The organism is Paenibacillus mesophilus (assembly GCF_005938385.1).
GTDB lineage: Bacteria > Bacillota > Bacilli > Paenibacillales > NBRC-103111 > Paenibacillus_AB > Paenibacillus_AB mesophilus.
Genome location: NZ_VCRA01000022.1, coordinates 67,804 through 94,171, shown reverse-complemented (window position 1 = coordinate 94,171; position 26,368 = coordinate 67,804). Strand labels below are relative to the sequence as shown.

The window sequence follows — 26,368 nt, the reverse complement described above, 5'->3', positions numbered from 1 at the left end:
GCGCAGATTCGAGTGGAAAGGTTGGGATTTTCCGTGGCTCACGACCTCGTACGGAATGTTCACGAGCTGCTGCAGCGGCATCCGCTCAGCCGGAAGGTGCTGATCTGCGATCATTTCGCCGCAGGGAATATGCTTCTCGAGCAAATATGCGGGCGGTACGGACAGGTGCTGCTGGCCGAGGTGCAAACGATGGCCGCTCTCGCGCTTCGGGAGGCGGAGTTCGGTCTGTTTCGCCAAGGCCTGCAATTCGCCGGCCGCGATACGACTTTCTGGATTGTACATCACCTGATGGGACAGCTTGCGAAGCTGCCCGATCCTTATATGACCGGCGAGCTGCTGACGCCGGGAACCGTCCGCCTCGTCCATGAGGCGGTAACCGGGCTGAGGGAAGCGGCGGTCCGGGCGGAGACGCTTGCGGCCGATGCTTTCGTGGATGAGCGCAAAGGCCGGTATGTGCGGGAGCTTCTGGCCCGATACGAGCGGTATTTGGAGCGTCATGCGCTGGTCGACTTCGCAGGCGTGCTCCCGCATATCGGGGAGGAGTCCGACGACGCCGTGTATTTGATCGGCGAATCGCTGGTGCAGAACGCTACCCGCTACGAATCGCTGCTGCTCGAGCGGATCGCCGGCGGCCGTCTCCTCGTGTACCCGGACCCTTTGCCGTTTCTTCACCCGGAGTCCGGCTTTCCGGCGAAGGAGTCGGAGCAGTTCCATGCCGTGGGGGCCACGGCTGAAGTCCGTGAAGTATTCCGGCGGCTGCTCGCAAGCGGTACGCCGCTCGACCGGACGGAAATCGCGGCTTCCGACTATAACGAAGCGGCTGGAATCGTCCATTCCGTCGCCTCGCTGCTGGATGTACCCTGTACGTTCGCCGAAGGGCTTCCGATCGAATTTTCCGGAACGGGGAGGGCGGCGCTGCAGGCGCTCGATTGGCTCGAGGGCGGCTGCCCCGTCCGTCTATTGTGCGATATGCTGCGCGAAGGGGTCATCTCGTTTCGCAGCTTGGGGGAAGACGTACCCGCGTCGGAGTGGATTCGCGTGTTGGAGACTTGCGGGATCGGCTGGGGCAAGGAGCGTTACTTGCTTCTGCTCGACCCGCGGCAGGTGCAGGCGGCGGATAAGGACGCGGAGCTGAAGAGAACGCTGTACGGCCTGTTCCGCGAGCTGTTCACGCCGCTGTCGGACGGCGATGCGTGGAGCCCGCGGCTGCTGCTGGATTGGCTTGCGCGCTTTCTAGACCGGTTTGCGAACTCGCCGGATGAGCAGGAGAGCGCGGTGCGAGCCGCAGTGAAAAAGGCGGGCGAATCGCTGCGCGGCTTGCCGGAAGAAGTCTCGGATATGGCGATGGAGCAGGCTGTCCGTTACGCGAAGGCGGCTCTTGCGGGTATACGGGTGCGAACCTCCCCTATGCCGGTTCCGGGTGCGGTGCATGTCGCATCGCTGTCGGGAGCGGGATGGAGCGGAAGGGACAACACGTACGTGATTGGCGCTGACGAACGCAGCTGGGCGACGGCCGCGAGGCAAAATCCCGTTCTGCTCGATGAAGAGCGCGTCAAGATCAGTCCGTATTTGCCGACGTCCGGCGAGCTTGCGAAGCGCGCGCGCAATTCCCGCTATTCGCGAATCGGCGCGATCCGGGGGCGGGTTACGTTCAGCTACTGCTCCTACAGCTTGTCGGACGGGAAGTCCGCGAGTCCCGCGTTCGAGCTGCTTCATCTATTCCGCATTGGAAGCGGACTTCCGGCTGCGGATTTCTCCGAGCTGCGGACGGCGCTCGGCCAACCGGCAGGCTACTGGGGGGCGAATGGGGCGTTCGCGCTCGATGAAGGCGAAGCTTGGACGAACGCGCTGTCCGATCGGTCCGGCAGGTGGAAGGACGGGAGAGCGGCGATGGAGCGGGCGAAGCCGTCGATGCGTAAAGCCGGGACGGCTGCCGCATTGCGGGAGCAAGCCGCCGTCTCGGAGTACGACGGGGTCGTAAGCGGCGAGCGTTGGGACGTTCATTGGCGAGAACGGCACAAACGCTCGATCAGCGCCAGCCAGCTCGAACGTTATGCGGAATGCCCGCAGAAGTATTACTACGGCTACGTGCTCGGCTTATGGCCGAAGGACGGGGCGGAGTTCGAGCGGACGAAGTGGTTGCAGCCGACGGAGCGGGGAAATATGCTGCACCGTATATTCTACGAATATATGCGGACCGTGACGAACGGCGGGAGCGATGTCCCCAAGCATGACGCGGCGATGCTGGAATCCATCACCGACATTGCAATCGCGGATTACGAGAGGTCGATTCCGGCGCCGAGCGCACACATCTTACGGAAGGAATGTCTGGAAATCCGCGACGATGTCGAGCTGTTCTTCAAGGAGGAACTGAAGCGTTCGTCCCGTCCGCGATTTTTCGAGCAGGAGCTGTCGATTGACGGCAAGCCGATGGAAGTGCGGCTCGGCGAAGAGCTGAGCTTGCGGCTGAAAGGCTTCGTCGATCGGATCGACGAAACGGCCCCGCACGAATACCGGATTATCGACTACAAGACCGGGAGCTCGAGCAAATACAGGGACAACGCCTTCTTCGCCGGCGGGACGCAGCTTCAGCATGCGTTGTACGCGGCCGCGGCGGAGCAGTGGCTCCGCTTGACCGGTATCGACGCGGAGGCGCGCGTAACCGAATCGGCCTATATATTCCCGACGATGAAAGGTGCAGGCCGCGAAGTGGTCCGGGTCCAGAACAAGCGACAGGAGCCGGCGCAAGTCGTGCGCAGCCTGCTTGCGTCGATGGAACGGGGGCTGTTCGTCCCGACGGGGGACGCATCGCGCTGCAGAAGGTGCGACTACAACGTTGTGTGCGGAGCGCAAGCCGAACGGATGGCGGTTAAACGGAACGCCCCCGCTAATTCGGATGCGCTGCGGCATTTGCTGGAGGTTGAGGCGATTGACTAAGACTGGCGATGCACAGGCGCGGGAGCGAATCATGACGGAGCTCGGCACGACTTTCATGGTCGAGGCCGGGGCGGGCTCGGGCAAAACGACCGGGCTCGTCGGACGCATGACGGCGCTCATTCGTACCGGAGCGGCGGAGATCGACCGGATCGCGGCTATTACGTTTACGAATAAGGCGGCCGACGAGCTGAAGGAACGGTTTCGCCTCGAGCTGGAACGGTCCCTGCAAAGCGCGGCCGCCGACGCCGAGCATACGAGGCTCGCGGCGGCGCTGGAGCGGCTCGACGGCTGTTCGATCGGAACGATCCATTCTTTCTGCGGCGGCATGCTGCGGGAAAGGCCGATGGAAGCGGGGCTGGACCCCGCGTTCGCCGAGTTGGACGAAGAGGAAGAGAAGCGGTTCCGGGACAGGTGCTGGGACGAATATTTGCTGCAATTGGAGGAGCGCGGCGAGAACGGAGCGCTGGGGGAGCTGCTGGACGACGGGCTCGACGTCGTTACATTGAAGGACGTATACGACCGGGTGTCGATGTTCAGCGACGTTCACGTCGTTACCGAGGACTGTCCCCGTCCGGACTTCGACCTGATCCGGCTGTCGCTCGCGCCGCTTGTGGACGAAGCTTACGCTTACGTTCCGGACAACGAGCCGGAGAAAGGGTGGGATGTGCTGCAAGCGCTGCTGCGCATGACGAAGCGGCTGGAGCGTCTGCTCGGCTGGGACGACGACCGCAGCGTGCTGCAGCTGGCGCAGGCGTTCGACAAACGGCTGGAGGTTACGCAGAATCGCTGGACGGACGGCGGCAAAGCCCGCGAGTTCAAGCAGGCGTTTCATGAATGGCAAATATCCGTACTGTTTCCGTTTCTGAGGTCGTGGCGCGAATATTTGTATCCGCAGCTCATTCGCTTCGTCCTGCCCGCGGTGAACTATTGCGAGCGAAGAAGGCGGGAGCTCGGGCTGCTCAGCTTCCAGGATTTGCTTGGGAAAGCGACCGCCCTGCTGCGGGACTACCCCGAGGCGCGCCGTTATTTCGCCGGCCGTCACCGGATTGTGCTCGTTGACGAATTTCAGGACACGGACCCGGTTCAAGCGGAGATGATGTTCCTGCTAACCGGTGAAGGAGAGGACCCGGACGAGCGGGATTGGCGGCAGTTGACGCCGCGGCCGGGCTCTTTGTTCATCGTGGGCGACCCGAAACAGTCCATATACCGGTTCCGCAGGGCGGACATTTCTCTCTATAACGAGGTGAAGGAGAAGATCGCGGGATGCGGCGAAGTGCTGCAATTGAACGCGAATTTCCGTTCGGTGCATGCGATCGGCGACTTCGTCAACTACCAGTTCGGCTCCCGCTTCCCGGCGAAGGCGACCGAGGAGCAGGCCGCATTCGTCCGTATGGAGACGCAAGCCGCCAATCCCCGAGGGGGAAAACGGGCCGCGCACGGCATCTTCACGCTGTCTCACGCGAAAACGCCGGGAGGCAAGCAGGCGGTCGCGTTGGCGGACGCGCGAAAGGTGGCGCAATGGATCGCCTGGGCGTGCGGGGAAGGCCGGCTGCACATTCAGGAGAATGGGGCGCGCGGGGAGGCGGCGTTACGCCGGGCGGTTCCGAACGATTTCCTTATTTTGCTCAAGACGACGGAGTTTCTTCATCTATACGCGGAGCAGCTGGATATGCTGGGCATCCCGTCCGACACGTCGGGCAGCTCCGTCCTGTATGTCGAAATGCACGCTCTCGCTCAGTTAGCCGCCTGTTTGGCCGATCCGGCGGATTTGGTGGCGCTGCTCGGCGTGTTGAAGGGAGAACTGTTCGGCATAAGCGACAAGGAATTGTTCGCATACAAGCAAGAGGGGCATCCGTTCGAATTCCGATCGCTGCCGGATCGGGACCGCTGCGCCGCCGAGGCGATGCCGGTATGGTCCGCGCTTGCGAAGCTGCAACATTACGAAGGCTTCGTTCGTACACTGCCCGCCATGACGGCGCTGTATCGGATCGTCGACGACTTGGCCGTTTTGCCGGGAACGCTTATGCGTCAGGCGGGAACGACCCGGGCCGGCACGCTCATCAAGCTGCTGCAGCTGCTGCAGGAGCAGACCGGGACTGCGGCTAGCTGGCCGGGGCTGTCCCGGTCCCTTGCGGAGCTGTGTACGAATAAAGGGATGGAGACGTCGAGCGTCCATGCCGGCGGCGGCCAGGCGGTCCGCATCATGAATTTGCACAAGGCCAAGGGGCTTGAGGCTCCGGTCGTGTTTCTCGCCTGTCCGGCAGGCGAATCGGATCATGATGCGACCCAGCATATCGACCGTTCGCGGCATCCGGCCGTCGGCTATTTTACGATAACCCGCCAAAAGTACGATTACGTATATGAAACGGTAGCCCAACCGGTAGGATGGGCGGAACGGAACGAGAAAGAACGCGCCTTCATGAACGCGGAGAAGGAACGGCTTCTGTACGTCGCCGCAACCCGCGCCAAGCAGCTGCTGGTCGTCAGCCTGTATCCGGGGCAGCCGGCCAAATGCCCGTGGACCGCTTTGATGACGGGAATGGAGCATACGCCGGAGCTGGAGGCGGCCGGCTCGCTAATGTGGCGGCCGGAGCCGTACGAAGGCGACCCGGATTTGGCCGATGCAGCCGATGCCAGAACGCTGGCTCTCGAACGCGCGGCCGGTCCGACTTATGCCCGCCTGTCCGTAACCCGGTTGACCAAAGAGGCAGGAGACGTTCCGGAATGGTCCGGCGAAGGAAGAGGGATGGCATTCGGCACGGTCGTGCACGAAGGCGTGGAAGCGATGGGAAGTGGTAAAGCCGGAGAGATGCTTCGAGACTATGTGGCGATGCTGGCCGCAAGGGAAGGATTGGGCGGAGGCGGCGCCGAGGCCGCTTGGGCCGTGCTTCGGCAGCTCGCGGACAGCGGTCTGTGGCGGCGGGCGATGGCGGCCAAGCGGAGGCTGCACGAGGCTGCGGTGATGATCCGGCGAACGCCCGAGGAGCTGCAGGCGTTCGGCCCGGCGGAGGGGGACGCTGCCACCGAGGCCGCCGCTTCGGGAGCGGCTTTCCCTTCGGCGGCGGGGCGGAGTACCGTTCGCACCGTCTTCGTCAGAGGAGTCATCGACTTCCTGTTCGAGGAAGAGGACGGCTGGGTGATCGTCGATTTCAAGACCGATCTGATCGACGAGCGCCGCGAGCCGGGCTTCGTCCGCTTCTATAAGCCGCAAGTAATCGCCTACGCCCGCGAGTGGGAGCGGTCGTTCGGCTTTCGCGTCAAGGAAGCCGGGCTTTATTTTACGAGTACAGGCAAGTATGTGCCTTTGGGGCGCTGAATCCCTTCATACCCTAGACGAGAGGAATTTGCACAAGATGACACAGCAACAGCAGCAGCTATTCCAGCAGATCGAGCAGTTCGACAAAAAATATGACAACCGGAAGCTTGAGGCGGCCATCAGCCTTCATGAACAATTCATGCTGCGGTTTCCGCGGAGCGAGCTGGCCCATCTTCCGCTGGAAGCTTACGCGCTCGGCAGACAGGGAGAGTCTTTCTCGTGGTGGCTCGAATTCAACACGCTCCCCTTGGGCAGCATCAAGGGGGGCAACGCCGCCAAGCATATTATTTACTACAGCAAGAAGGACGGCGATTGGAAAATCCCTTCGGGCGAAACGTCCGTCAGCGAAGTATGGCAGAAGCTGCGCAGCGACATGATATCGCTGCTGTCGCTCTACGACCGGGAGCCGTACGGGGAGCTCGATGCGGGCAGCTACATGAGCCGGGCGAATATGGTGCGGGGCAAGCTGTTGTTCATGTATCACCCGCATCTGTTTCTGCCGATCTATTTGCTTGATCATTTGCGTTTCTTTCTCGAGGCGCTCGGCGTACCGAAGGAGCAGTGGGCCGGGAAGGACAGCATGGAGACGAACCGCCTGCTTGCGCAAACCGTCAAATCGGTCGGTCCTTTGGAAGACTGGCATCCGGTCAAGATCAAAGATTTTCTTTACGGGACGTACTTGCCGGAAGAAAAGTTTTTCAAAGTATCGCCCGGCGAAGACGCCAAGCTGTGGCCCGCCTGCAAGCAGGACGGCTACATCGCGGTCGGCTGGGACGAGATGGGCGATTTGACGCAGTATCCGGACTACGAGGAATTCAAAAACGCCTTCCACGGCAAAGGGTATCAGTCGACGGCGAGCAAAAATACGGAGAAGGCGAACGAGCTGTGGCAGTTTTACAATCTGAAGCCGGGCGACCAAATCGTGGCGAATAAAGGGAAGTCGCATATATTGGCGATCGGCACGGTGACGGGGCAAGGCTATGCGTTCAGACCGGAGCTGGAGTCGCACCGGCATACGGCGGCCGTCAGCTGGGACTTGGTGTTCGACCCTCCTCTCGAAATACAGCCGCAGTCCTATTGGCCGATGAAGACGGTATACGAGCTGTCCAAGAAGCAGGTGAACGAATGGAAAAATGCCGTTTCCGACGCGTCCGCAATCGATTCCGGAGTGGAGGAGCACTCTTTCGCCCCGCAGGAGGAAAGCTTCTTCGGCAAGCTGGAGCAGGCGCTGGACCGCAAAGGCCAATGCATCCTGTACGGTCCCCCCGGAACCGGCAAAACGTATACGGCCCGCCGGTATATCGAATGGAAGCGGAGCAAGGCCGGTCATGACGGTGTCAGGGGCGAGGCCTATATGGAAATGGTCACGTTCCATCCTTCGTTCAACTATGAGGATTTTATCGAAGGGTACAAGCCGGGGGCGGAATCGAGCGGGTCGGTATCGTTCGCTCTGGAGAAAGGAATATTCGCGCAGCTGTGCGCACGCGCCCAAGCGAGCCCGCACATTCCGCACTATTTGATCATCGACGAGCTGAACCGCGGCAACGTGCCGAAAATTTTCGGGGAAATCATTACGCTGCTGGAGAAAGACAAGCGCGGGGTAACGCTGCGGCTGCCGCAAAGCAAAGAAAGCTTCGCGATCCCCCCGAACGTGCTCATCATCGCCACGATGAATACGTCCGACCGGAGCATCAAGATGATGGATGCGGCATTGAAGCGGCGGTTTGCGTTCATCGAATGCATGCCCCGGTACGACCTGCTCCAAGAGGAGATCGATATTCTCGGCTTGAGCCCGGGGGCGATTTTGCAGTCGTTGAACGAAGCGCTCGTCCGCACCCAAGGACGCGACAAGCAGATCGGCCATGCTTACATGATGAAGGACGGGCAGGCACTCGCCTCGCTGTCCGAGCTTAGAGAAGTGTACGAGCTCGAGATCATTCCGCTCATCCAGGAATACTGCTTCGACGATTACGAGCTGCTCGCGGAAATCGTCGGCGGCGGGTTCGTCGATGCGGTCGCCATGCGCATTCGGACGGAACTGTTCAGCGGGCTCGAGGACGCGTTCAGCGCCGAGCTGATCAAGCGGTTCAAAGGGTGAGGGCGATGCTGACTGCTATCGAGCTGTCCGAATACGGCGAAACGATCATCGAAGGCTATGAGCTGACGGACGAGGAACGGCGGTATTTGCAGAAGCTGGCCGTCATCAAATCCGAGGACTATTGGGAGAAACGGTTTTACTTCGATGAGCTGAGAGGCGGATTGCGGCTTCGCGCAACGAGCTGGGTCGGGGTGATCGAGCTTGGGCGGGTGCGGGTGTCGATCCGTCCGAAGTTCAATCACGGCTTCCAATCGCTGCTGCGTATGATCGGGTTCGTCGAGAGGCTGCCGTTTCACGTCTGGCATCCGACCGCAGCAAGCTGGGGGGCGCTCGATATGGCGGAGCTGCTCGTCCGGTATTTCCTGAAGCGGCTGGACGAGCTGTGGCAGAAAGGGCTGGCGAAGGACTACGTCACGGAGGAGGACAACCTGAAGCAGCTGCGGGGAAGGCCGGACATGCTGAGGAATATGCGGGACAATCTCGGCTTCCCGAACCGGATCTATTGCCGCTACGACGAACTGGTGACCGACCAGCCGGAGAACCGGGTGATCCGCCTTGCGCTGGAACTCGCCGCACGGTTCCGCCTGCGGCCCGAGACGGCGCGCAAAGTGAACCGGTACCGGTCCGAGTTCGAGCTGCTGTGCGGCGTACACGAGGACAAGCAGTGGCCGTCCTTCCACTACCACCGGCTGAACGCCCATTACGAGCCGGTTCACCGGCTGGCCCGGTATATTGTCGATCAGCGTTCCGTCAACGATGTGTATCAGGCCGACAACGCCTCGTTCTTCTCGCTGCTCGTCGATATGAACAGCTTGTTCGAGCAATTCGTGGGGACGTTCCTGAGCCGCTATTTGCCCTCCGCTTACCGCGTGGAGGAGCAGCGGAGGCTGACCGATGCGATCCAACTGAACGGAGCGAGCTACCGCCACATTATCCCGGATCTGGTCGTACGCGATACGGCCGCGAACAAGACGGTCGTGCTCGATGTGAAGTATAAAAATTACGGGGCCAAGCCTGTCGATACCGCGGACATGTTCCAACTGGCGTTCTACGCGCAATATTACAAAGCCGACGAAGCCGCCGCTCATCGATCTGTCATCGTATTCCCCCGATATGCGGACAGCCCGGGGCCGGGCGAAGCGGGGGTGCGGATCGATCTGCTGCCGCAGAAGCCGGCGCGCGGTCAGCTTATGACGCGTAGCTTGCGGATCGAGGAGGTTTTGCAGCTGTGCGCGGAGCGGAATGATGCGGAGCTGCGGGAGCTCGCTTTGCGGCTTGTCGATCCGTTCGGGTATGCGGACGCGCGAGCTTGATTTTTTTATGGTTATTGTCCCCGCAAGTCGGAACATGCCATAATTAAGAGGTGCAAACGTCCGCTATTTTCCGCACGCATCCATCGGCTGCAGCCGGAATTGGCGGGTACGATCGCAGGATGAAGGAGGACGGACTGATGGAGCAGGTAGGCCAGGGATACGGGCCCGAGCCCGGATATACGCGTGAACGGTACGAGGGAGCCTTGGCGGGGCTCGCGGTCGGAGATGCGGTCGGCGTGACGCTGGAGTTTACGAAGCCGGGAGCGTTTCAGCCGATCGACGATATGGTCGGCGGAGGGCCGTTCGGCTTGAAGCCGGGCGAGTGGACCGACGATACGTCGATGGCGCTTTGTTTGGCGGACAGCCTGCTCGCGTGCGGCGGGTTCGACCCGCTGGACCAGATGCGGCGCTATCGGGATTGGTACCGGAACGGCTATAGGAGCAGCAAAGGGTACTGCTTCGACATCGGCAACGCCACGGCGGAGGCGATCGAGCGGTTCGAGCGCACGGGCAAGCCGTTCAGCGGCTCGACCGATCCGTACAGCGCGGGCAACGGGGCCATCATGCGTCTCGCGCCCGTCCCGCTCTATTATGCAGCCAATACCGCGGAGGCGGTCCGCTTCTCGGCCGAGAGCTCTATGACGACCCACGGAGCGCTCGAGTGTGTCGACGCTTGCAAATATTTGGGCGCGCTGATCGTCGGAGCGGTATCCGGTTACTCCAAGGAACGATTGCTCGGCGGCGAGCTTGATTTGCCGGCGGACGAGCCTTTGGCGGACGCCATCGAAGCGATCCGCGGCGGTTCGTTCAAGCGCAAGCAGCCTCCGGACATTCGCGGAACCGGATACGTCGTCCAATCGCTCGAAGCGGCCTTGTGGGCCTTCCACAACAGCGGCAGCTTCAAGGAAGGACTGCTGCTCGCGGTCAATCTCGGCGAGGATTCCGATACGACGGGCGCCGTATACGGCCAGCTGGCGGGCGCTCACTACGGAATTTCTTCCATTCCGGCTTCATGGCTGGACAAGCTTGTGATGAAGGAAACGATACTGGAGCTGGCGGGGAAGCTTTTCGAGCGCTGCCGCCATACCAACGAAGGGAGCAAACAATAATGGCAATGAAAGAGGATTTCTACCAAAGCTTTCGCGAGAAGATGAGAAGCTGGCTGGCCACGGATGAGGGAAAGACGAACAAGTTCGGCGAGTACCTGATGTTCGCTCCGGATTTGTTCCACCTGCTGTGCAAGCTGTCGCTGGACGACGAGGTCCCGGTCAAGGAAAAGGCGAAGCTCGCCGGAGCGATCGCCTACTTCGTATCGCCGATCGACCTGCTGCCGGAAGTCATAACCGGACCGCTTGGTTATCTGGACGATATCGCCGTTGCGGCGTACGTGTTGAACGGCATCATCAACAACACGGACAAGGCGCTCGTAGAGAAACACTGGGCGGGCGACGGGGATGTTCTTGCCGTCATTCAGCAAATCATTAAAGGGGCCGACGAAATGCTCGGCAGCGGCTTGTGGGCCAAGATTAAGAAAAAGTTTCAATAGAGGGTCCGTAATCGGCCCGTTCAACCGGCAGAGCGTAATGGCTGCCGGTTTTTTGGTGTTCGAAACCTTCCCGTTAAAATGTTGTGGTGGCACATTGCCGGATTTCTGAAACGAACTGTGATAAAATTAGCGAAGAACTGCACGGAGCCCAATGGCAAAAAGAAGTCTTTACCATCTCTTATTTGGCGCTTCTCTTATCTGCCTTCACAAATAAAAGCTGCCAGCACCTCTTATTCGGAGACATTTCGCGCTTTTGTGGAGGAATGGGGGCAAATAACAGCCTCAAACCGCTCTTATTTTACCAAAACTCCAGGTAGGACAAACAATAACAGCTGCAAACCATTCTTATTTCGCATACTTGCTCGGCAAATTTGCCATAACAAACCGACTATAGCAGCCCGACGCCGCATAGCGCGGGCTTTCCATGCGACCCCGATCCGCTTACGCTGATACGGATGTCAATGCACTCCTACAACAGGCAGGTGGCACTCGGTTATGAATAAGACGGCATTGAGAAGCTTTGCGATGAACGCGCGGAAAGAGCTGATCCGCAAAGTGGAGGCGCAAGCCCGTCGAATAGGAATAACTCCGTACGACAACGAAGGGAAAGCCGCCCCCGGAAGCCCGAATCTTACCGCCGACGAGAACAAACAAAGGGACACGATCGTCCGCCGGATTCGGGAATCCGGTTACGACCGGGTGATGGAGGATGCGGCCTGCACTTGGTTCAACCGTTTCACGGCGCTGCGCTTCATGGAGGTAAACGGCTATGTTCCGGCGAGAGCCGAAGTGCTTTCTTCCGTTGCTCCGGGCCGTCCGGAGGCGGATTTATTCGAGGAAGCGTTATCGGTCGACTGGGGCATCGATAAAGAGCTGGTGAACGAACTTATAAGGAGCCGCGATGCAGAGCGGTTGTTTGCATGCATGATGGTCAGGCAGTGCGGCAGCTTGAGCCGCTACTTGCCGTTTCTATTCGAAGCGGCGGGGGATGCCGACGAGCTGCTCTTCCCGACGGGGCTGTTGACGGACGGCTCCTTTCTTCGTCAGCTGACCGATCCCGAATGTATTCCGGAATCCGACTGGAAGCGGGTCGAGCTCGTCGGATGGCTGTATCAGTACTACATGACGGAAGAGAAGGACCGCGCAATCAAAGCGAAGAACAAATATAGGCCGGAGCAAATTCCAGCGGCAACCCAATTGTTCACCCCCGAGTGGATCGTCCGGTATATGGTGCAGAACTCGCTCGGGCGGTATTGGATGGAAGCGCACCCGGAAGACCGCAATTTACTCGACGGCTGGGAGTTTTATTTGGAAAATCTCAGGCCGGAGAAAGACTTGGCGCAGAAGCTCGCACCCTACGTCGACAAAGAACTGAAGGTCGAGCATATCCGATGCTTCGACCCCGCGATGGGCAGCGGTCATATTCTGGTCTATCTGTTTGATGTTCTTTACGAAATTTACAGCAGGTGCGGGTACAAGCGGCAAGAAATTCCGCGGCTGATTCTGACCCATAACCTGTACGGCCTGGAAATAGACGACCGCGCTTACCGGCTCGCTTGTTTCTCCGTAATGATGAAGGCACTCCAATACGACGGCAGCTTCTTTCAAACGATAGAACGGGAAGGATTGTCGCTCCGTCTGGCCTCCATCCAAGAGACGAATCGGCTCGGCGACCGCGATATCGCTTACTTGGCCGGAGAAGGTGCGGGAGCAGGATTTCAGGCGGCGAAGCGATTTGTAGACCGGTTCAAGAACGCCAAGACGTTCGGTTCCTTGATCGAGGCCGGGGAATACGACTATCGGTTTCTGGAGAAACGGTTGCGCTGGATGAAGGATAATCCGGCAGAGGACGCCCGCGACGAGCAATCCAGACAGGCATGGTTGGAGCTCATGCCGAAGCTGCTGCAGCAGGCCGATCTTTTAAACGCCTCCTATCCGATCGTAATCACGAATCCGCCCTATATGGGGAGTGCCTATATGAACGAAGAGCTGTCCGCCTTCGTGAAGAAGCACTATGCAAAGACGAAATCCGATCTGTTCTCCGCTTTTCTCGAAATGTGCTTCCGCAGAGCGACCCCGGACGGACATTTGGGTTTCATGACCCCATTCGTATGGATGTTCATAGCCGCATACGAACCGTTACGGGAGCTTATCATTCGCGATAAAGACATAAGCAGTCTCATCCAGCTCGAATATTCCGCGTTCGAGGATGCGACCGTACCGATCTGCACGTTCACGCTAAGAAACAGCAAAATCGATACAAGCGGTGAATACGTCAAACTGTCGGATTTTATCGGAGCGAAGATGCAGCCCGTCAAAGCAAAGGAAGCCGTTATCGATCCGTCCGTCGGCTACAGATATTCCGCCATGTCCGAGATGTTCGGTAAAGTTCCGGGCAGCAGTATCGCATATTGGCTGGATACGGCGGCAATCCGGCCGTTTGACGGTCCCCGTATTGCGGAGCTGATAACAACCCGGGAAGGCATGACGACGGCCGATAACGATCGTTTTTTGCGGGAATGGTATGAAGTCGATTTCTCCCGTATCGGCTTCGGCATCGGAAATAGCAAGGAAGCGGAGCTTTCAGGAAAAAGATGGTTCCCTTATCTGAAAGGCGGGCCGTTCCGGAAATGGTACGGCAATATGATGAAAGTGGTCAATTGGGAACGGGATGGAGCCGAGATCAAATCCAACATCGACCGGACGACCGGCCGAATCCGTTCCCATAATTACAACGGCAACTTCGGGTTCAGGGAAGGAATTACATTCCCGACCGTCAGCTCGGGGAAATTCGGGGCGAGATATGCACCCGCCGGATTTATGTTCGACGCCAAAGGGGCTATGGGATTTTTCCGTGACGATTCCGACCTGTACATGATATTGGCGCTGCTGAACACGGCAGTCTCGCAATATTACTTGCGGGCTCTGGCGCCGACTCTCGATTTCAAATTGAACAAGATCATGTCGATACCCGCGCTACTTCCGGACTGCAGAGCGGAAATCGTTTCGTTATGCGAACAGTGCATGGACATAGCCAAGAGAGATTGGGATGGGTACGAGAAGTCGTGGGCATTTTCGACCCACCCGCTGCTCAGCACAAGATCCGGCTCCGGTCGAATAGAGGATGCTTTTGCGGAATGGTCGGACTTCAAGCATAAGGAATGGACCCGGCTTAAAGAAACCGAGGAACGGCTGAACGCCATTTTCATCCGCCGCTATGGATTGGAGCATGCAGTGTTCGCGGTCGCGGCCGACGAGGACATTACGATTACCAAGGCGCATCGGGAAAAGGATATAAAGTCGTTCCTCTCCTATGCGGTGGGCTGCATGTTCGGGCGGTATTCGCTTGATGAAGCGGGTCTTGTTTGCGCCGGAGGCTTATTTGAACCGGACCGATACCGTACGTTTTCCGCCGTTCGGGATAACATCATTCCGCTCATACCGGGCAATTCGTTAGGGAGGGATATTGGTTCGAAGTTTGTCGAATTCGTCGAGGCGGCTTTCGGGACGGAAACGTTGGCGGACAATCTGGAGTATATAGCGCAATCGATCGGTAAAAAGGATGGCGAGTCCGCAAGGGAGGCAATCGAATCGTACTTCTTGACCGGCTTCTTCAAGGATCATGTGTCGGCTTATAGGAGGAAACCGATCTACTGGCTGTTTAGCTCCGGCAAGCAGAAAGCTTTTGCGTGCCTGATCTACATGCACCGATACGACGAAACGACGCTCACCCGCATTCGCACCGACTATGTGCACCGACAGCGGGTTCGGCTCGAAGCGGAGAAAGCGGCGCTCCATGAGATTAACGCGGCAGCGGGAACAGCCGAGGAGATAAGCAAAGCCAAGAAAGCGTGGAAGGCGCTCGACGCGAAAACGAGTGAACTGGAAGCATATGACGAGCTGCTGCGACGGATGGCGGATATGCCGCCCGAGCTCGATCCGGATAACGGAGTTGCCGGGAATTATGACAAATTGAGCGGACTGCTGGCAAAGCTTGAATAGATTTTAAGGTATGTGTACGTCATAAAGCCCGGTGTACGATTCGCCGGGCTTCTGCTTAACGTTTCAGAATGTTTAAGTTCGCTAAAGCATTAAAGCGAACAGCGACATTCTGAACCAAGGAAAACTTCCGCTAAACCGCGGCCGCTCATCCTTGAAATACGTCGATAGACGTTATACTTATTTGCGTGTCTATGTCTCGGCTACTGCTGAGCGGCGACAACATTCACCTTCATGGCCGGAATGCTCGTCGCTCCTTTCTTGATTTCTTCGTATTCCGACCAAGTGCCGGTTATGACGGCGGACCCGGTCTTCAGCTTCATCCCGCCGAGCAGAATATATTGTCCGTCGTGCATGACGACGGCTACGTTGTCGTCGACGGCTATGATGGTGCACTGGAACCGGACTTTTACGTTTTTGTAGTTTTTGAGAGATGCCAAGGCGATGTCCACATAGTCGGGCTTGATTTTGCTGAACGCGTATTCGCCGTTGCGGTACTCGTAGTACGATTTCTGTCCCGCGCCTTTGCCGTTGTCGTTGTCCACGACCAGGACGCCTTGTCCTTCCTGCTGGTAGCCGTCCGCCTCGAAGTCGAACAGCTTGCGCAGTCCGGTCTGCACAGCGTCGTAGGCGATATATCTCGATTTTCTGGCCGTGGAGGCGGCCTGGACTAGCAGCGTAGGCATCCCCTGCACGCCGAGGCTTTCGATGGTGCGCAGCTCCGTGATCCTGACGCCCGGACCCAGGTCCGTCTCCTTCTTGTCGACCGTCATATCGGCCATCAGCTTGGCGAGTACGAGCTTGCTGCCGGCTATGCCGGCCGCATAAGCGACGGCTCCGAATTGCGACTTTCCTGCGATGACGTTCGTAAAAGCCGTTCCGGGCATCGCCTTCTGCAGCAGGTGTTCCGGCTGTGCCGTCGACCAGGCCAGCTCGACGGCGCGAATTGCCGCGCGGGTATCGCGGTAAGCCGCGAGCTTCTCGTACAGGGCGATCGCTTCGGCGAATCGTTGCTGGGCAGACAGCTGCTCGGCTGCCGCCAGCTGCTTGTTGTAGCTGTCCTGAATATATTTCGCGGTCGGAGAGCCGGCGACGGGCCATTCTTTCGATTGCTCGTACAGCTTGGCGTTTTGCGCGAAGGCCGTCCAGTCGTTTTTCTCGAGCAATGCGGCTAAGCGGTTCTGCACCGTTTGCTCGATAATCGGATACAGCCAGTCGGGCCGGAAGCCGTATTGCTGGTACAGCTTGTTCAGGCGAGCTCCCTCGGCCATCAATTCGGCCAATCCTTTCCCTGCGTTCAACGCCTCGATTCTCGCTTGGTCGTACGGCTCCAGCTTGGCGCGGATTTCTTCGTTTCTTTTCTGCTCGCTGCCGATATAGGCGGGGGGAAGCTGAAGCCATACGACTGCTGCCTCGTCTTGGAACACCCTTTTCTTCATGCCGGCCTGCAGCTCCTTGGCCGCCTGCTCCGCGGCGCGCTGCATCGCGCCGGATAATTCGGCCTCGACGTTGTCCAGGGCGGACATCTCCGCGAAAAGGGCGGCATTGTTTTCACCGCCCGCAGTCGCCTGAGCTTTCTTCTCCCCGTATTCGCCGTATACGGCGAGCAGCGACTGAATGTCGTTCTTTTTGTCCGCTTCTTCGGCGCGGTTGCGGATGTCCTGCATCATTTCTTTGATTTCGGTCACCGGTTTCAATTCGGCGAGTATGAGGGAGGTTGTCTCCTCCTTGTAGCTCAACCATCGGTTGCTGGCGGTTTTATTGAAATAGATCTCGGCTTGGATCCAGTTCCGGTTTTCATAGGACCGTTTCGCCTCCGCGAAATGGCGCACCTTCGTGTAGCTGTTGTACAGCTTGAAGCAGACGACGGCAGCGAGCGCGAGCATGAGTGCGAAAGCGGCCGCCCTTAACCGGATAGCCGTGTTGTATGAGGGGCTGTTCATGATGCCGCTCCTTTCTTGGTCCCCCAAAAGTGACGTGGAGCTTCGTAGCTTATTCCGGGTACTTTTGGGGGAGCCCCCGAAACCAGACCCCCAAAAGTGAAGTGGGGCTAAAACAATCCTTGAAACTCCGGATCGAAGCCGTAGCGCGTCTTGGCCAGCTCTTTGCATCTTTCGTACAGGCGCCCCCGGTCCGCCGCCGGTGTCGAGGCCATCAGCTTGCATAAGCGGTGAAACCTTTCCCTAGGCAATTCGTCTAAGTAATCGACAATGAAATGCGGGTATCTCTGCACGTACGCTTTCATGCGCAGAGCGGCGCCCGCGACCAGCGTCAGGATGTCCTTGCCGTGCTCCATGGCCGCTATTTCGTATCGATACGCTACGACGTAATCCAGTACGCTTTGCCGGACCAATCGCTTATTGACTTTGACCGCTTCCCATAAGTAGAGTACGAAATCTTGGCGGAATGACGCGGGTACGATTTCCTCCAGCTCCAGCTCCATATCTTTGCGGATAAAGAACCGGCCCAGACAGTCGATCTTGCGTACTTTCACATGCTCGCCGCGGAGGAAATGCCCGATTTCCCGCAGCTTCTCGTAAGCTTCCTTAGGTTTGGCGGCATCCATGTCCTGCACCGCCTCCTGAAGATCCGCGCGGAGTCCCCTCCATATGGCCGGGGTATGGTCGATCAGCAGCCTATGCAGCCGGTAAGTGTCGGCGTAAGGCTTGTACCGTTTCCGCAGCAGGAAGAACAGGAACAGGAAGGCCGCTCCGCCGATCACGGCGGCGGCGAGATGCTGCAGCGTACCCGCGCTTGCTACGGCAAGCAGGACGAGCGCGATAGCCCCGAACGCTTCCGCCCAAGGCATAATGCGGTTCATCGCGGAGGCGTATTCGGTAACCGGGATGAACTTGTCCCGGGAGCCGCACTGCTTGCAGACGTTGTCGAAGAGCACCGAGTAGCCGCCGCACTTTTTGCACGTTTTCAGCCGCTCGAAGGCGTGGGAGGTCCTTCTGTTTTTGCGGAACTGGACGGCGAGCTTAGTCTGCATGCGATCCCTCCGCCATGTTCAGTCTGTCGACCAGCGCGGAATCGATTTGGCTGCGCGTCAGCGCTTTTTTCTTGTATGCATGATAGAAGACCCATTTCGCCAACAAATAAATCGCTGCGACGATAAGGAGGCCGTAAGTGATCATGAGCATCTCTTCTCCTTGTCTCCAAAATTCTACAATATTCTACAAACGACGTCGTGGCGGCAGTATAAAAACTATGGCAATAATCGTTTCGAAAAGGTATCATAAAGCTTGTAAAAACTAGCATTTCGTGCATGTTGCATACAGGACTATTCTACTATCTGTCTTGCCGTTTGACTACTTGTTTTCGGCCGGACCGCTTCTGCCAGAAGCGCATATTCAGACGACGAATGCGGAGGTACGAATCGTGATCAAGCATAGAACAGGCAGCAAACTCTCGCTTTTGTCCATCCTCCTGATCGTACTCATCCTACTCGCGGGCAGCCCTTCCCTGCATGCGGCGCAGAGCGCGGATCAGAAGATGGATGCGGTGCTGGCGATGGATGCGAGCACCTCGATGAACGACAGCGACAAAAACAAAGTAGCCAACGAAGCGATGAAAATGTTCGTCGACATGGCCTCCGTAAGCGGCGACAAAATCGGCCTCATCTCGTATACCGACCAGATCGTCAGGGAGAAAGCTCTGCTCAAAATCAATTCGGCGGGCGATAAAGAAGAACTGAAATCGTTCATCGACCAATTGGCCAGAGGCCCCTATACCGACGTAGCGGTCGGAGTAGCCGAAGCGGTGAAAATATTGGAGTCCGGCAAGGAAGCCGGCCATTATCCGCTTATCGTGCTGCTGTCGGACGGGAACAACTCGCTTAGGGCGGGACGGACCCAAGCCCAGTCCGATGCGGAATTGCAGGCGGCCGTGAAGAAGGCGAAGGAGCAGAGCATTCCGATTTACACGATCGGCTTGAATGCGGACGGGCAGCTTAACAAAGACGTGCTGGACCATATTTCCCGGGAAACCGGAGGCAAATTGTTCGTGACGAGTACGGCCGACACGCTGCCGCAAATATTAAGCGAAATATTCGCCAACCATCTGAAGCTGAAGGTCGTTCCGCTGACGGGGTTCACGGCGAACGGGGATTACCAGGATGTGACCGTATCCATTCCGAACGGCAACGTCATGGAAGCGAACGTGTCCATTATGTCGACCCGTCCGGTGGAAGTCAAATTGTTCGATCCGTCCGGCGCGGAGCGGAAAGTTCCTTCCGACGGAGTCGTTTATTCCAAATCGGCCGCGTATTCGCTCGTCAAGCTGATCAAGCCGCCCCAAGGCGACTGGAAGCTGCAGATCAAAGGGGTCAATCAGGACAAGATCAATATCAACCTCGTCTACAACTACGATCTGGCGCTGGTCATGACTCCGCTGTCCAAGACTTATAAGGCGGGAGACACCGTCCAGATCAGCGCGCGCCTGGAGTCGAACGGGCAGACGGTCGCCGATCCGGATTTGTATAAAAATCTCAAGTCGACGCTGCTGCTCACCGACTTGGATGCGAAGCAGACGAAAGAAATTGCTTTGACGAACAGCGGCAAAGACTTCACCGGCTCCTTCAAGATCGGCGAGCCGCACGACTATGAGGTCAAAGTGCGGGTGGAGGATTCGAGCTTCTTCAGAGAGACGAACCCGGCGACGATCAGCGCGAAATCGGGTGCCCAGCAGCCCGCGGCGACGCCGGTCCCGGCACCCGCTCCAGTTCCGGCGGAAGACGGCAAGCCGTTTCCATGGACGCTTGCGATCGGTGGCGGTGTTCTGCTCATCGTGCTGCTGGCGGCGCTTCTGTTCATCCTGAGCAAAATCAAGCAGGCGAACAAAGGCTTCTACGGCCAGATTGTCATCGAGATTTTCGACGAGGACACCGGCGATCGGACGAGCCCGCAGTACAAGAAGCTGAACGGCTTCAAAGGCAAGGTCAAGCTTCATCAGCTACTGCAGCTCGCGCCGGAATTCGCCGAGACGGAACAAATCGTCTTCACCCCGGGCAGCGACTCGGTATTCGTGACGAACCAGTCGCCCTGCGTGCTCGAGAAGTCGGGCCGGGCGTTCGACGCCACCAAGGCGAAGGAACTCAAGAAAAACGACCGCATCAAAATTACGCTGCAAAGCACCAATAAATCGATTTGGCTCGAGTATATTCACTAGGAAAGGAACTTTAACGGAACTATTTTCCGCTAACCCGGGTATTTCCCGATATTTCCCGCGAATAAAGGAACTTTGTGCCGCTATATCAGCCGGTTTGTCGTGCATTGGCGCGAGACGGGGCGAATAAGGGAGCTCAGTTCCGTTATTCGTTTCCCGGACGTTCAATCGTAACTGAATAAACGTACTTGTGTTCCGCAATCCACTATACAGGAGGATGCAATCATGAAAGCAGTCGTCAAAGAGCATATCGAACAGTTGGACGTATCCAAGGGCGGCGGAATTGTCAGCGATAAAATCCGGGTCGATACGATCGACAATCCGATGCTGGTCATCGGCTTGGGGGGCACCGGCATCGACGCGCTGCTCCGCCTGAAATACCAGATCAACCGCAGGTTCAAGCTGCCGGAGGATCCGATCTCCAAGAAAAAACGCGATAAGCCGGATAACGTGGAGTTTCTCGCTTTCGAGACGAACGAGCACGACCGGCACAAAAAATATAGGGGAATCGGGCTGGACCCGCTGACCGAATACGTGCTGCTATCCAATCCCGAAGTAGGCGGCCTGCTCCAGAACCGCAGCCTGCTCGAGCCGTATATCAAGGAGTGGCTGTCGCCCGAGCTGCTGATTACGGACGGCATCAACGGTGCGTCCGGCATCCGTCAGGCCGGAAGGCTGCTGCTGTTTACGAAGATCGTGCCGGTCGTCCAGGCGATCGAGAAGAAGATCAAGGCGCTGTCCGTCGGCACGAACAAGAAGCTGATCGTCTTCCTGCTGACCGGGCTGTCCGGAGGTACCGGGAGCGGCTGCTTCCTAGATATCGCTTACATAACGAGAGGGCTGATCGAACGGGATCACGGCGATGCCGGCGTGGACAAGGTCAACATGTTCGGCTATTTGTTTACCCCTGACGTCAACTTGTCCAACAAGAGCATTTCCGACCATACGAGAGAGTACATCAAGAAGAACGGGTACGCGGCTCTGAAGGAGCTCGACTACTGGATGAACGTGAATGAGCGTAACGAACGGTTCAAGCAGAAGTACGGCAACATCTTGTCCGTCAATTCTCCGGTAGCCCCGTTCAACTTCGCCCATCTGATCTCGGCCACGAACCTGGAAGGGACGCTGCTCGAGAACGGCTACGATTATTGCATGAACGTGACGGCGGAGAAAATTACGACGTTCATGGCCAGCGAGGAGAAGCAGTCGGGCGAGGAATTCGCCATTCAGGATTACATGAGCAACATCCATACGAACATCGCCCAGATGACGAAGCAATATGCGGCCAACTACCAATACAACGTCATCGGCGCCTCCTCGGCGGTGCTGCCCATCGAGGAAATGACGACGTTTCTCGCTTACCGGCTCTTCAAGAAGATGGAGAAAATGTTCGACGCCTCCCCTTCCCAGGAAGAAGTCGAGAAGCTGGCCCGCAAGCTCGAGATCGATCCCGACTCCGTCCACCGGGAATTCAACAAAAGAGTGCCGGAGCCGATCCCGGGCTACCAGAACAGCGAACGGTTGAGCTACAACAACGTCATCAAGCAGCAGGTCGTCAGCATCGATACCGAGCTCGAGCAGAGCTTCCTGTCGCGCGCCCGGGAAGAATACATCAAATCGAAGAAGCAGCTGCCGCGCCAATGCGTCGAACGTTTCACCGAGCAGGTCAACCGGATGTTCCTGAATCCGGAGCAGGGGCCGTTCTTCGCCTCGCGCGTTATTTTCTCCCATAAGGGTTACTGTTTGCTGAATCAGATCAGCTCGTATATCGAGGCTTTGAAAGAAAATTTGTACCGGGTTCCCCAGGACGCGGAGAGCGCCAAAACGACCGCCAACCAGAAGCTGGGCGACGCGCGGAGCGCCTTCATCTCGCGGGACAAGAAGAAGGACGCCTATATCGAGGCGAAAATCCAGGAATACTTGCTGTACGCCGACCGCGAGCGCATGGAGCAGATGATCGAATTTTACGAGGATCTGTACAATATCCTGAACGATCAAAACTCGCGCATTTATCAAATATTTACGGAAATATTGAACGCGTTGAACCAGATTTTCGAGAAAAACGGCGACATTCTCGTCAACGGGGAAGAGCAGGTCGATCACAAGGGCAACAAGACGTACTTCTGGAACGTCGTCAACGTGCCGGACATCGAGAAGCTGATCGGGCACATTATGGACGATAAGAACGTGAACGACCTGATCCGCGACTTTACGAACGAGCTGCTTACCAAAACGAACCAATGGATCCGGGAGCAGGATATTGACATTATCGGCTCGATTTCCGAATTTTTGACCGATCATTTCGGCGATTTGATTACGAAATCGATGGAGGATTTCCTCGCGATCAAATACGGCCAGGACGAATCGATCGAGAAGGTCATCGAGCGGATCATCGCCAAGCGGCTCGACGATGAAGCGGTGCCGGTGTTCCACTTGAGCAACAGCGCGGGCAGCTTTCATTTCCCGGAATGCGGCTTCGTCTCCGTGCCGGCCGACGCCCCGAACATTTTCAAGGGAGTCAGCAATTTCAAAGAAATCGCCCTCGGCAAAACGAAGTTTACGATCAAAGAGAGCCGGGTGAAAAACCGCATTTTCTGGCTGAACACGAAAAACGGGGTGCCGCTGCTCGCCTATTCGCCGCTGAAGGTGATGGAGGAAAGCTACGAGAGGACGATTCTCGAGCAGGAAGGGATCGGCCGCCACCTCGTACAGACGGAGAAGACGAACTGGACGTACTTGCCGTCGCCGATTCCGGAGAAGTCGTGGGGAGACGTCTACGTCAACGCGCGCGTAAGGAAATACAACGCGGAAGTAAGAGCTCTCTTCGACAAAGCGGTCGCCTTCGGCTGCATCAAGGAGAAAGCCGGAACCGCCAATACGAGCAACCGGTTCGAATGTTATTTGACCAAGCCGTTCGAGATCCAAGCTTTCGTCGCCGGGTTCCCGATGCAGCTGGACGCCCAGAAGCCGAACTTCGGCGAATTGAAGCGGTGCATCGCGGCGCTGAAGGAGCTGCTGCAGGGCGGCATGGAACGTGAGGAAACGAAAGACGTATTCAATAGCATAAGCGAGGAAATGGCCAAGGAAAACTTGATCCGCTCGCCGGAGCTGTTGGACCGCATTCGCCGGGAAGTGGCGAAGTACGAGCAGATCGCAAGCAAAGTCGCCGAATTGGAAGCGGTGCTGAACTCGCATCAGGACGAGGAGAAGCTGCTCGACCGGTTCATCGAGGCGATGTACACGAAGACGATCGCGAAGCGGGGCGCCCAATACGTCTATGACCACGATGCCGACGAGGATGCGTGGGAGCCGTTCGTCAACCTGATTAAAGTGAACAAGTTTTACGAGTACGTCATATTCGAGCAGGTGCGCGGTCTCGATGCGAAGCGCCAATCGCTGCTGCAGCGCAAGGCGGCCAGGAGGAGCGAGCAGTTGACCGCCTCCGACGATATTTCGGGGCTTGTGGTCACCTTGAAGGAGATGGCCGACGCTTATCAGGAGGCGAAATCGGCGCTGGATTACGACCGCAACGAATATGTGAACGGCGAAGACATGTACCGGTTCTACAAGCAAGTCGTGACCAAAGTGAACGATATGCTGAAGACGATCAAATAAGGTGGGTGGAGGAATCGCCGTGCAGGAACGATTATGGGCATTCGCCGGCGAGTATGACGCCGAGGCCGACAAGCAGGCATATGCGAGCGACGGGCAGCGCAGCATCAATCACCCGCTCGTCTTCGCGTTTATCGGAGACGAGAGTCTGGATGCGCTTGCCGCCGTGTACGAGTTGAATGAAACGAAGTGGAACAACAGCAAAGGGGTTGTCTATCTTCACGTATACACCGAGCGTACACTCACACGAGACAACGTGTTCGGAATCCGTCTGCCCGCGCTATCGGCGGACCGGAAGAACGTTCGCCCGGAGCTGCACCGGCAGTTTTACGACGACCCGCTCAAGCTCGCGGAGCTGGGCCGCGCCGTCCGGCAGATCAGCAACCGGATCGCCGAATTCGGCCGGATGTACTCTTCGTTCCAGCAGCTGAACATCGCGGTCGTAACCCGGACGGACGACCCGTGCAACGTCCTGCTGCAGGAAGTAACGCTTCTGCTCAAGACGGTGCTGAGCGAGTCGTTCAAGCAAATCCAGGTCGATTTGTACGGACTTATTCGCGAGAAGCAAATAAACGGAGAGCACGAATACGCGTCGTCGGTATCGGTAGGCTTTCTGCGCGAGCTGGATTATTACCAGAGCCGCGGCTACAGCTTCAACGCCCCGCTTCTGGTCACGGAAGATCAGATTCGTCTGCCCGTCGTGCATGCCAATGCGCCGCTGTTCGATCTTGCTTACTTGCTGAGCGACAAAAACGAACAGGGCATGTTCGTAGACGGAAGCATGGAGTCGAACTATGAAATCATTTCCGGCATAAGTCTTCTGAAAAACCGGAAAACGGCCGACTCCTACGATTCGTTGCAGGAAAGCTATAACAACCAGCATTTCCGGCAGCATATCACCCCGGCGCACGTACAAGGAAACACATACGCCACGGCGGGCTTCTCCAAAGTCAAGCGGCCAAACCGCGCCATCGCCTTGACCGTGCTGCATCACTTGACTCAGCATATGGTTGGCCGGCTGAAGGAGCAGAGCGAGGCGGACCGCCGGACGATTCTCGAGCTATGGCAGCTGGAGAACGGCTCGATCGACCGCAAGGCGGAAGCGATCGTACCGGACAGGGAGAAGCTGGAGGACATGAACGCCCTGCTGTTCTCAACCGTTTCGATCGACGAATTGAAGAGGCTGACGCTCGCCGAGGCCGAGCAGCTGATGTACGGGCGGCATGCCGGGGAGTTTTTCCGCGAGCAATTCGCGGCCAAGGCGAACCGGATGCTCGAGCAGCTCGATCCGGACCGGGAAGTGCGCGAAGCGGCGGAACGGAGCATCATCGACAATCCGCGGTTCGGCCTGTACTGCGCCTACGCTTGGACGTCCGAGAAAGATGACGCCGTGCCGTATCAGGAGCTGCGGAAATGGTCGAAGGAAACGGCGAAGCAGCTGGAGGAGAGCAGGCTCGGGCTCGAGCACTTCCTGCAGGAGACGGTCGATATGCAGCCGTTCCGCCGCGTGCCGTTCATGAAGAAGAGCACGCTCAAGCATTTCAGCCGCTTCTTCTTCGAGAACGTCTACGGCAGAAGGCTTGCGATTCTGCAGCTCGAGACGAAGCTGTCGCTCCTGCAGCGGTACGAGACGGCGTTCGCCCGGCTGCACGAGCTGCTGCGGCCGAAGGTCGAAAGGCTGTTCGAGCTGGAGAAGCAAATCCGCGAGGCGAGCCGGCAAAGCGTATCGGAAGCGAACGATTACCTCGGGCGGAACATTTCGGAATATTATGCGACAGTCGTGGGCGACATCGTCAAAGAGCTGCAGGCGAAGCGCGGCGACGACTTTTTTTTCGGAGACCGGTTCATCGGCAATGCGGCCAAGCATCTGGAGGAAGGCCCGGAGCGGCTTCTGCAGCGGCTTATCGACGTATGCCGCAAAGAGCTGTTCCCGCACGAGCCGTTCCGCCAGTCGTTCGAGGACGAGCTGATCCGGCGGGCGAACGTTACCGTACGGTTCGACGACAAGGACGGCGTCTTGTCCAAGGAGCAGCTGTACCGCGATTTGTATGATACATTGCAGGAGCAGGCGACGGTTCACGTCGAAGTTTATAATTACACGCACAAGCACCGTTATGAAGAGCATTACTTTTTCGGCGATAGCGAAAGCGAATTTATCCGTTACGCGTTCGATGTGGACAAAGGAAACCGGGCCTACAAGCTCGGCTGCGTGCACGAGAACCGAAACAGCGGCATCGAGAAGCTGAGCCTCATGGGCGGCTTCCGCATCGACGATTTGCAGAGCTTGCGCAACGGCAAAAAATATTACGACAGCTACAGAGCGAACGGCTTTCAATTTCACGCGATTCCATTGGACGAGCCGTAATAGCTCCGTGCGATGC

13 protein-coding genes are annotated in these 26,368 nt (G+C 57.8%); 10 read left to right on the top strand and 3 right to left on the bottom strand.

Features of this window, described 5'->3' with window-relative positions; genetic code table 11:
* Positions 1-33 precede the first annotated feature (33 nt).
* From FE783_RS28245 to pglX, 7 genes are all read left to right on the top strand, one after another.
* Positions 34-2,937 (top strand): PD-(D/E)XK nuclease family protein, encoded by a 2,904-nt coding sequence (locus FE783_RS28245; protein WP_138882728.1) that lies wholly within the window; start codon positions 34-36, stop codon positions 2,935-2,937.
* Complete coding sequence (locus tag FE783_RS28240; protein ID WP_158302072.1) at positions 2,930-6,253, top strand: UvrD-helicase domain-containing protein; 3,324 nt, start codon at positions 2,930-2,932, stop codon at positions 6,251-6,253. The genes FE783_RS28245 and FE783_RS28240 overlap by 8 nt, the downstream gene beginning before the upstream one ends.
* A gap of 37 nt (positions 6,254-6,290) precedes the next feature.
* Positions 6,291-8,351 carry an AAA family ATPase gene (locus FE783_RS28235; RefSeq protein WP_158302071.1) on the top strand — a complete coding sequence of 687 codons (2,061 nt, stop codon included), beginning with the start codon at positions 6,291-6,293 and terminating at the stop codon, positions 8,349-8,351.
* Between the two features lie 5 nt (positions 8,352-8,356).
* Positions 8,357-9,664 (top strand): McrC family protein, encoded by a 1,308-nt coding sequence (locus FE783_RS28230; protein ID WP_138882725.1) that lies wholly within the window; start codon positions 8,357-8,359, stop codon positions 9,662-9,664.
* A gap of 137 nt (positions 9,665-9,801) precedes the next feature.
* The gene (locus tag FE783_RS28225; protein ID WP_138882724.1) at positions 9,802-10,773 is read left to right on the top strand and encodes an ADP-ribosylglycohydrolase family protein; all 972 of its coding nucleotides are present in this window, start codon (positions 9,802-9,804) and stop codon (positions 10,771-10,773) included.
* Positions 10,773-11,210, top strand: a complete 438-nt coding sequence (locus FE783_RS28220) for a YkvA family protein (protein ID WP_138882723.1) — start codon at positions 10,773-10,775, stop codon at positions 11,208-11,210. The genes FE783_RS28225 and FE783_RS28220 overlap by 1 nt, the downstream gene beginning before the upstream one ends.
* A 495-nt stretch (positions 11,211-11,705) precedes the next feature.
* Entirely contained in the window at positions 11,706-15,212 is a 3,507-nt protein-coding gene (gene pglX / locus FE783_RS28215; protein ID WP_138882722.1) for a BREX-1 system adenine-specific DNA-methyltransferase PglX, read from the top strand.
* Between the two features lie 200 nt (positions 15,213-15,412).
* Here the strand turns inward: pglX and FE783_RS28210 are convergent, their stop codons facing one another.
* The 3 genes from FE783_RS28210 to FE783_RS37725 all read right to left on the bottom strand — a co-directional run bounded on the left by FE783_RS28210 (position 15,413) and on the right by FE783_RS37725 (position 18,346).
* Positions 15,413-17,152, bottom strand: a complete 1,740-nt coding sequence (locus tag FE783_RS28210; RefSeq protein ID WP_138882721.1) for a hypothetical protein — start codon at positions 17,150-17,152, stop codon at positions 15,413-15,415.
* 107 nt (positions 17,153-17,259) lie between these two features.
* Positions 17,260-18,201, bottom strand: coding sequence for a hypothetical protein (locus tag FE783_RS28205; RefSeq protein WP_138882720.1), 942 nt, complete (start codon positions 18,199-18,201; stop codon positions 17,260-17,262).
* A complete protein-coding gene (locus tag FE783_RS37725) occupies positions 18,191-18,346 on the bottom strand; it encodes a hypothetical protein (RefSeq protein ID WP_158302070.1) in 156 nt (51 codons plus the stop codon). Before FE783_RS37725 ends, FE783_RS28205 begins: the two co-directional genes overlap by 11 nt.
* 244 nt (positions 18,347-18,590) lie before the next feature.
* Here FE783_RS37725 and FE783_RS28200 point away from each other — a divergent pair, with 244 nt between their 5' ends.
* From FE783_RS28200 to FE783_RS28190, 3 genes are all read left to right on the top strand, one after another.
* The gene (locus FE783_RS28200) at positions 18,591-20,378 is read left to right on the top strand and encodes a vWA domain-containing protein (RefSeq protein WP_138882719.1); all 1,788 of its coding nucleotides are present in this window, start codon (positions 18,591-18,593) and stop codon (positions 20,376-20,378) included.
* Between the two features lie 222 nt (positions 20,379-20,600).
* On the top strand, positions 20,601-23,990 hold the full coding sequence (locus FE783_RS28195) for a tubulin-like doman-containing protein (protein WP_138882718.1): 3,390 nt from the start codon (positions 20,601-20,603) through the stop codon (positions 23,988-23,990).
* Between the two features lie 19 nt (positions 23,991-24,009).
* Entirely contained in the window at positions 24,010-26,352 is a 2,343-nt protein-coding gene (locus FE783_RS28190) for a hypothetical protein (RefSeq protein ID WP_138882717.1), read from the top strand.
* Positions 26,353-26,368 lie beyond the last annotated feature (16 nt).

Excerpts from the sequence above, each read along its gene's own strand:
- FE783_RS28225 (WP_138882724.1), top strand. The coding sequence starts at position 9,802 with ATGGAGCAGGTAGGCCAGGGATACGGGCCCGAGCCCGGATATACGCGT.
- FE783_RS28210 (WP_138882721.1), bottom strand. The coding sequence starts at position 17,152 with ATGAACAGCCCCTCATACAACACGGCTATCCGGTTAAGGGCGGCCGCT.
- pglX (WP_138882722.1), top strand. The coding sequence starts at position 11,706 with ATGAATAAGACGGCATTGAGAAGCTTTGCGATGAACGCGCGGAAAGAG.
- FE783_RS28235 (WP_158302071.1), top strand. The coding sequence starts at position 6,291 with ATGACACAGCAACAGCAGCAGCTATTCCAGCAGATCGAGCAGTTCGAC.
- FE783_RS28205 (WP_138882720.1), bottom strand. The coding sequence starts at position 18,201 with ATGCAGACTAAGCTCGCCGTCCAGTTCCGCAAAAACAGAAGGACCTCC.
- FE783_RS28195 (WP_138882718.1), top strand. The coding sequence starts at position 20,601 with ATGAAAGCAGTCGTCAAAGAGCATATCGAACAGTTGGACGTATCCAAG.
- FE783_RS28220 (WP_138882723.1), top strand. The coding sequence starts at position 10,773 with ATGGCAATGAAAGAGGATTTCTACCAAAGCTTTCGCGAGAAGATGAGA.
- FE783_RS28230 (WP_138882725.1), top strand. The coding sequence starts at position 8,357 with ATGCTGACTGCTATCGAGCTGTCCGAATACGGCGAAACGATCATCGAA.
- FE783_RS37725 (WP_158302070.1), bottom strand. The coding sequence starts at position 18,346 with ATGATCACTTACGGCCTCCTTATCGTCGCAGCGATTTATTTGTTGGCG.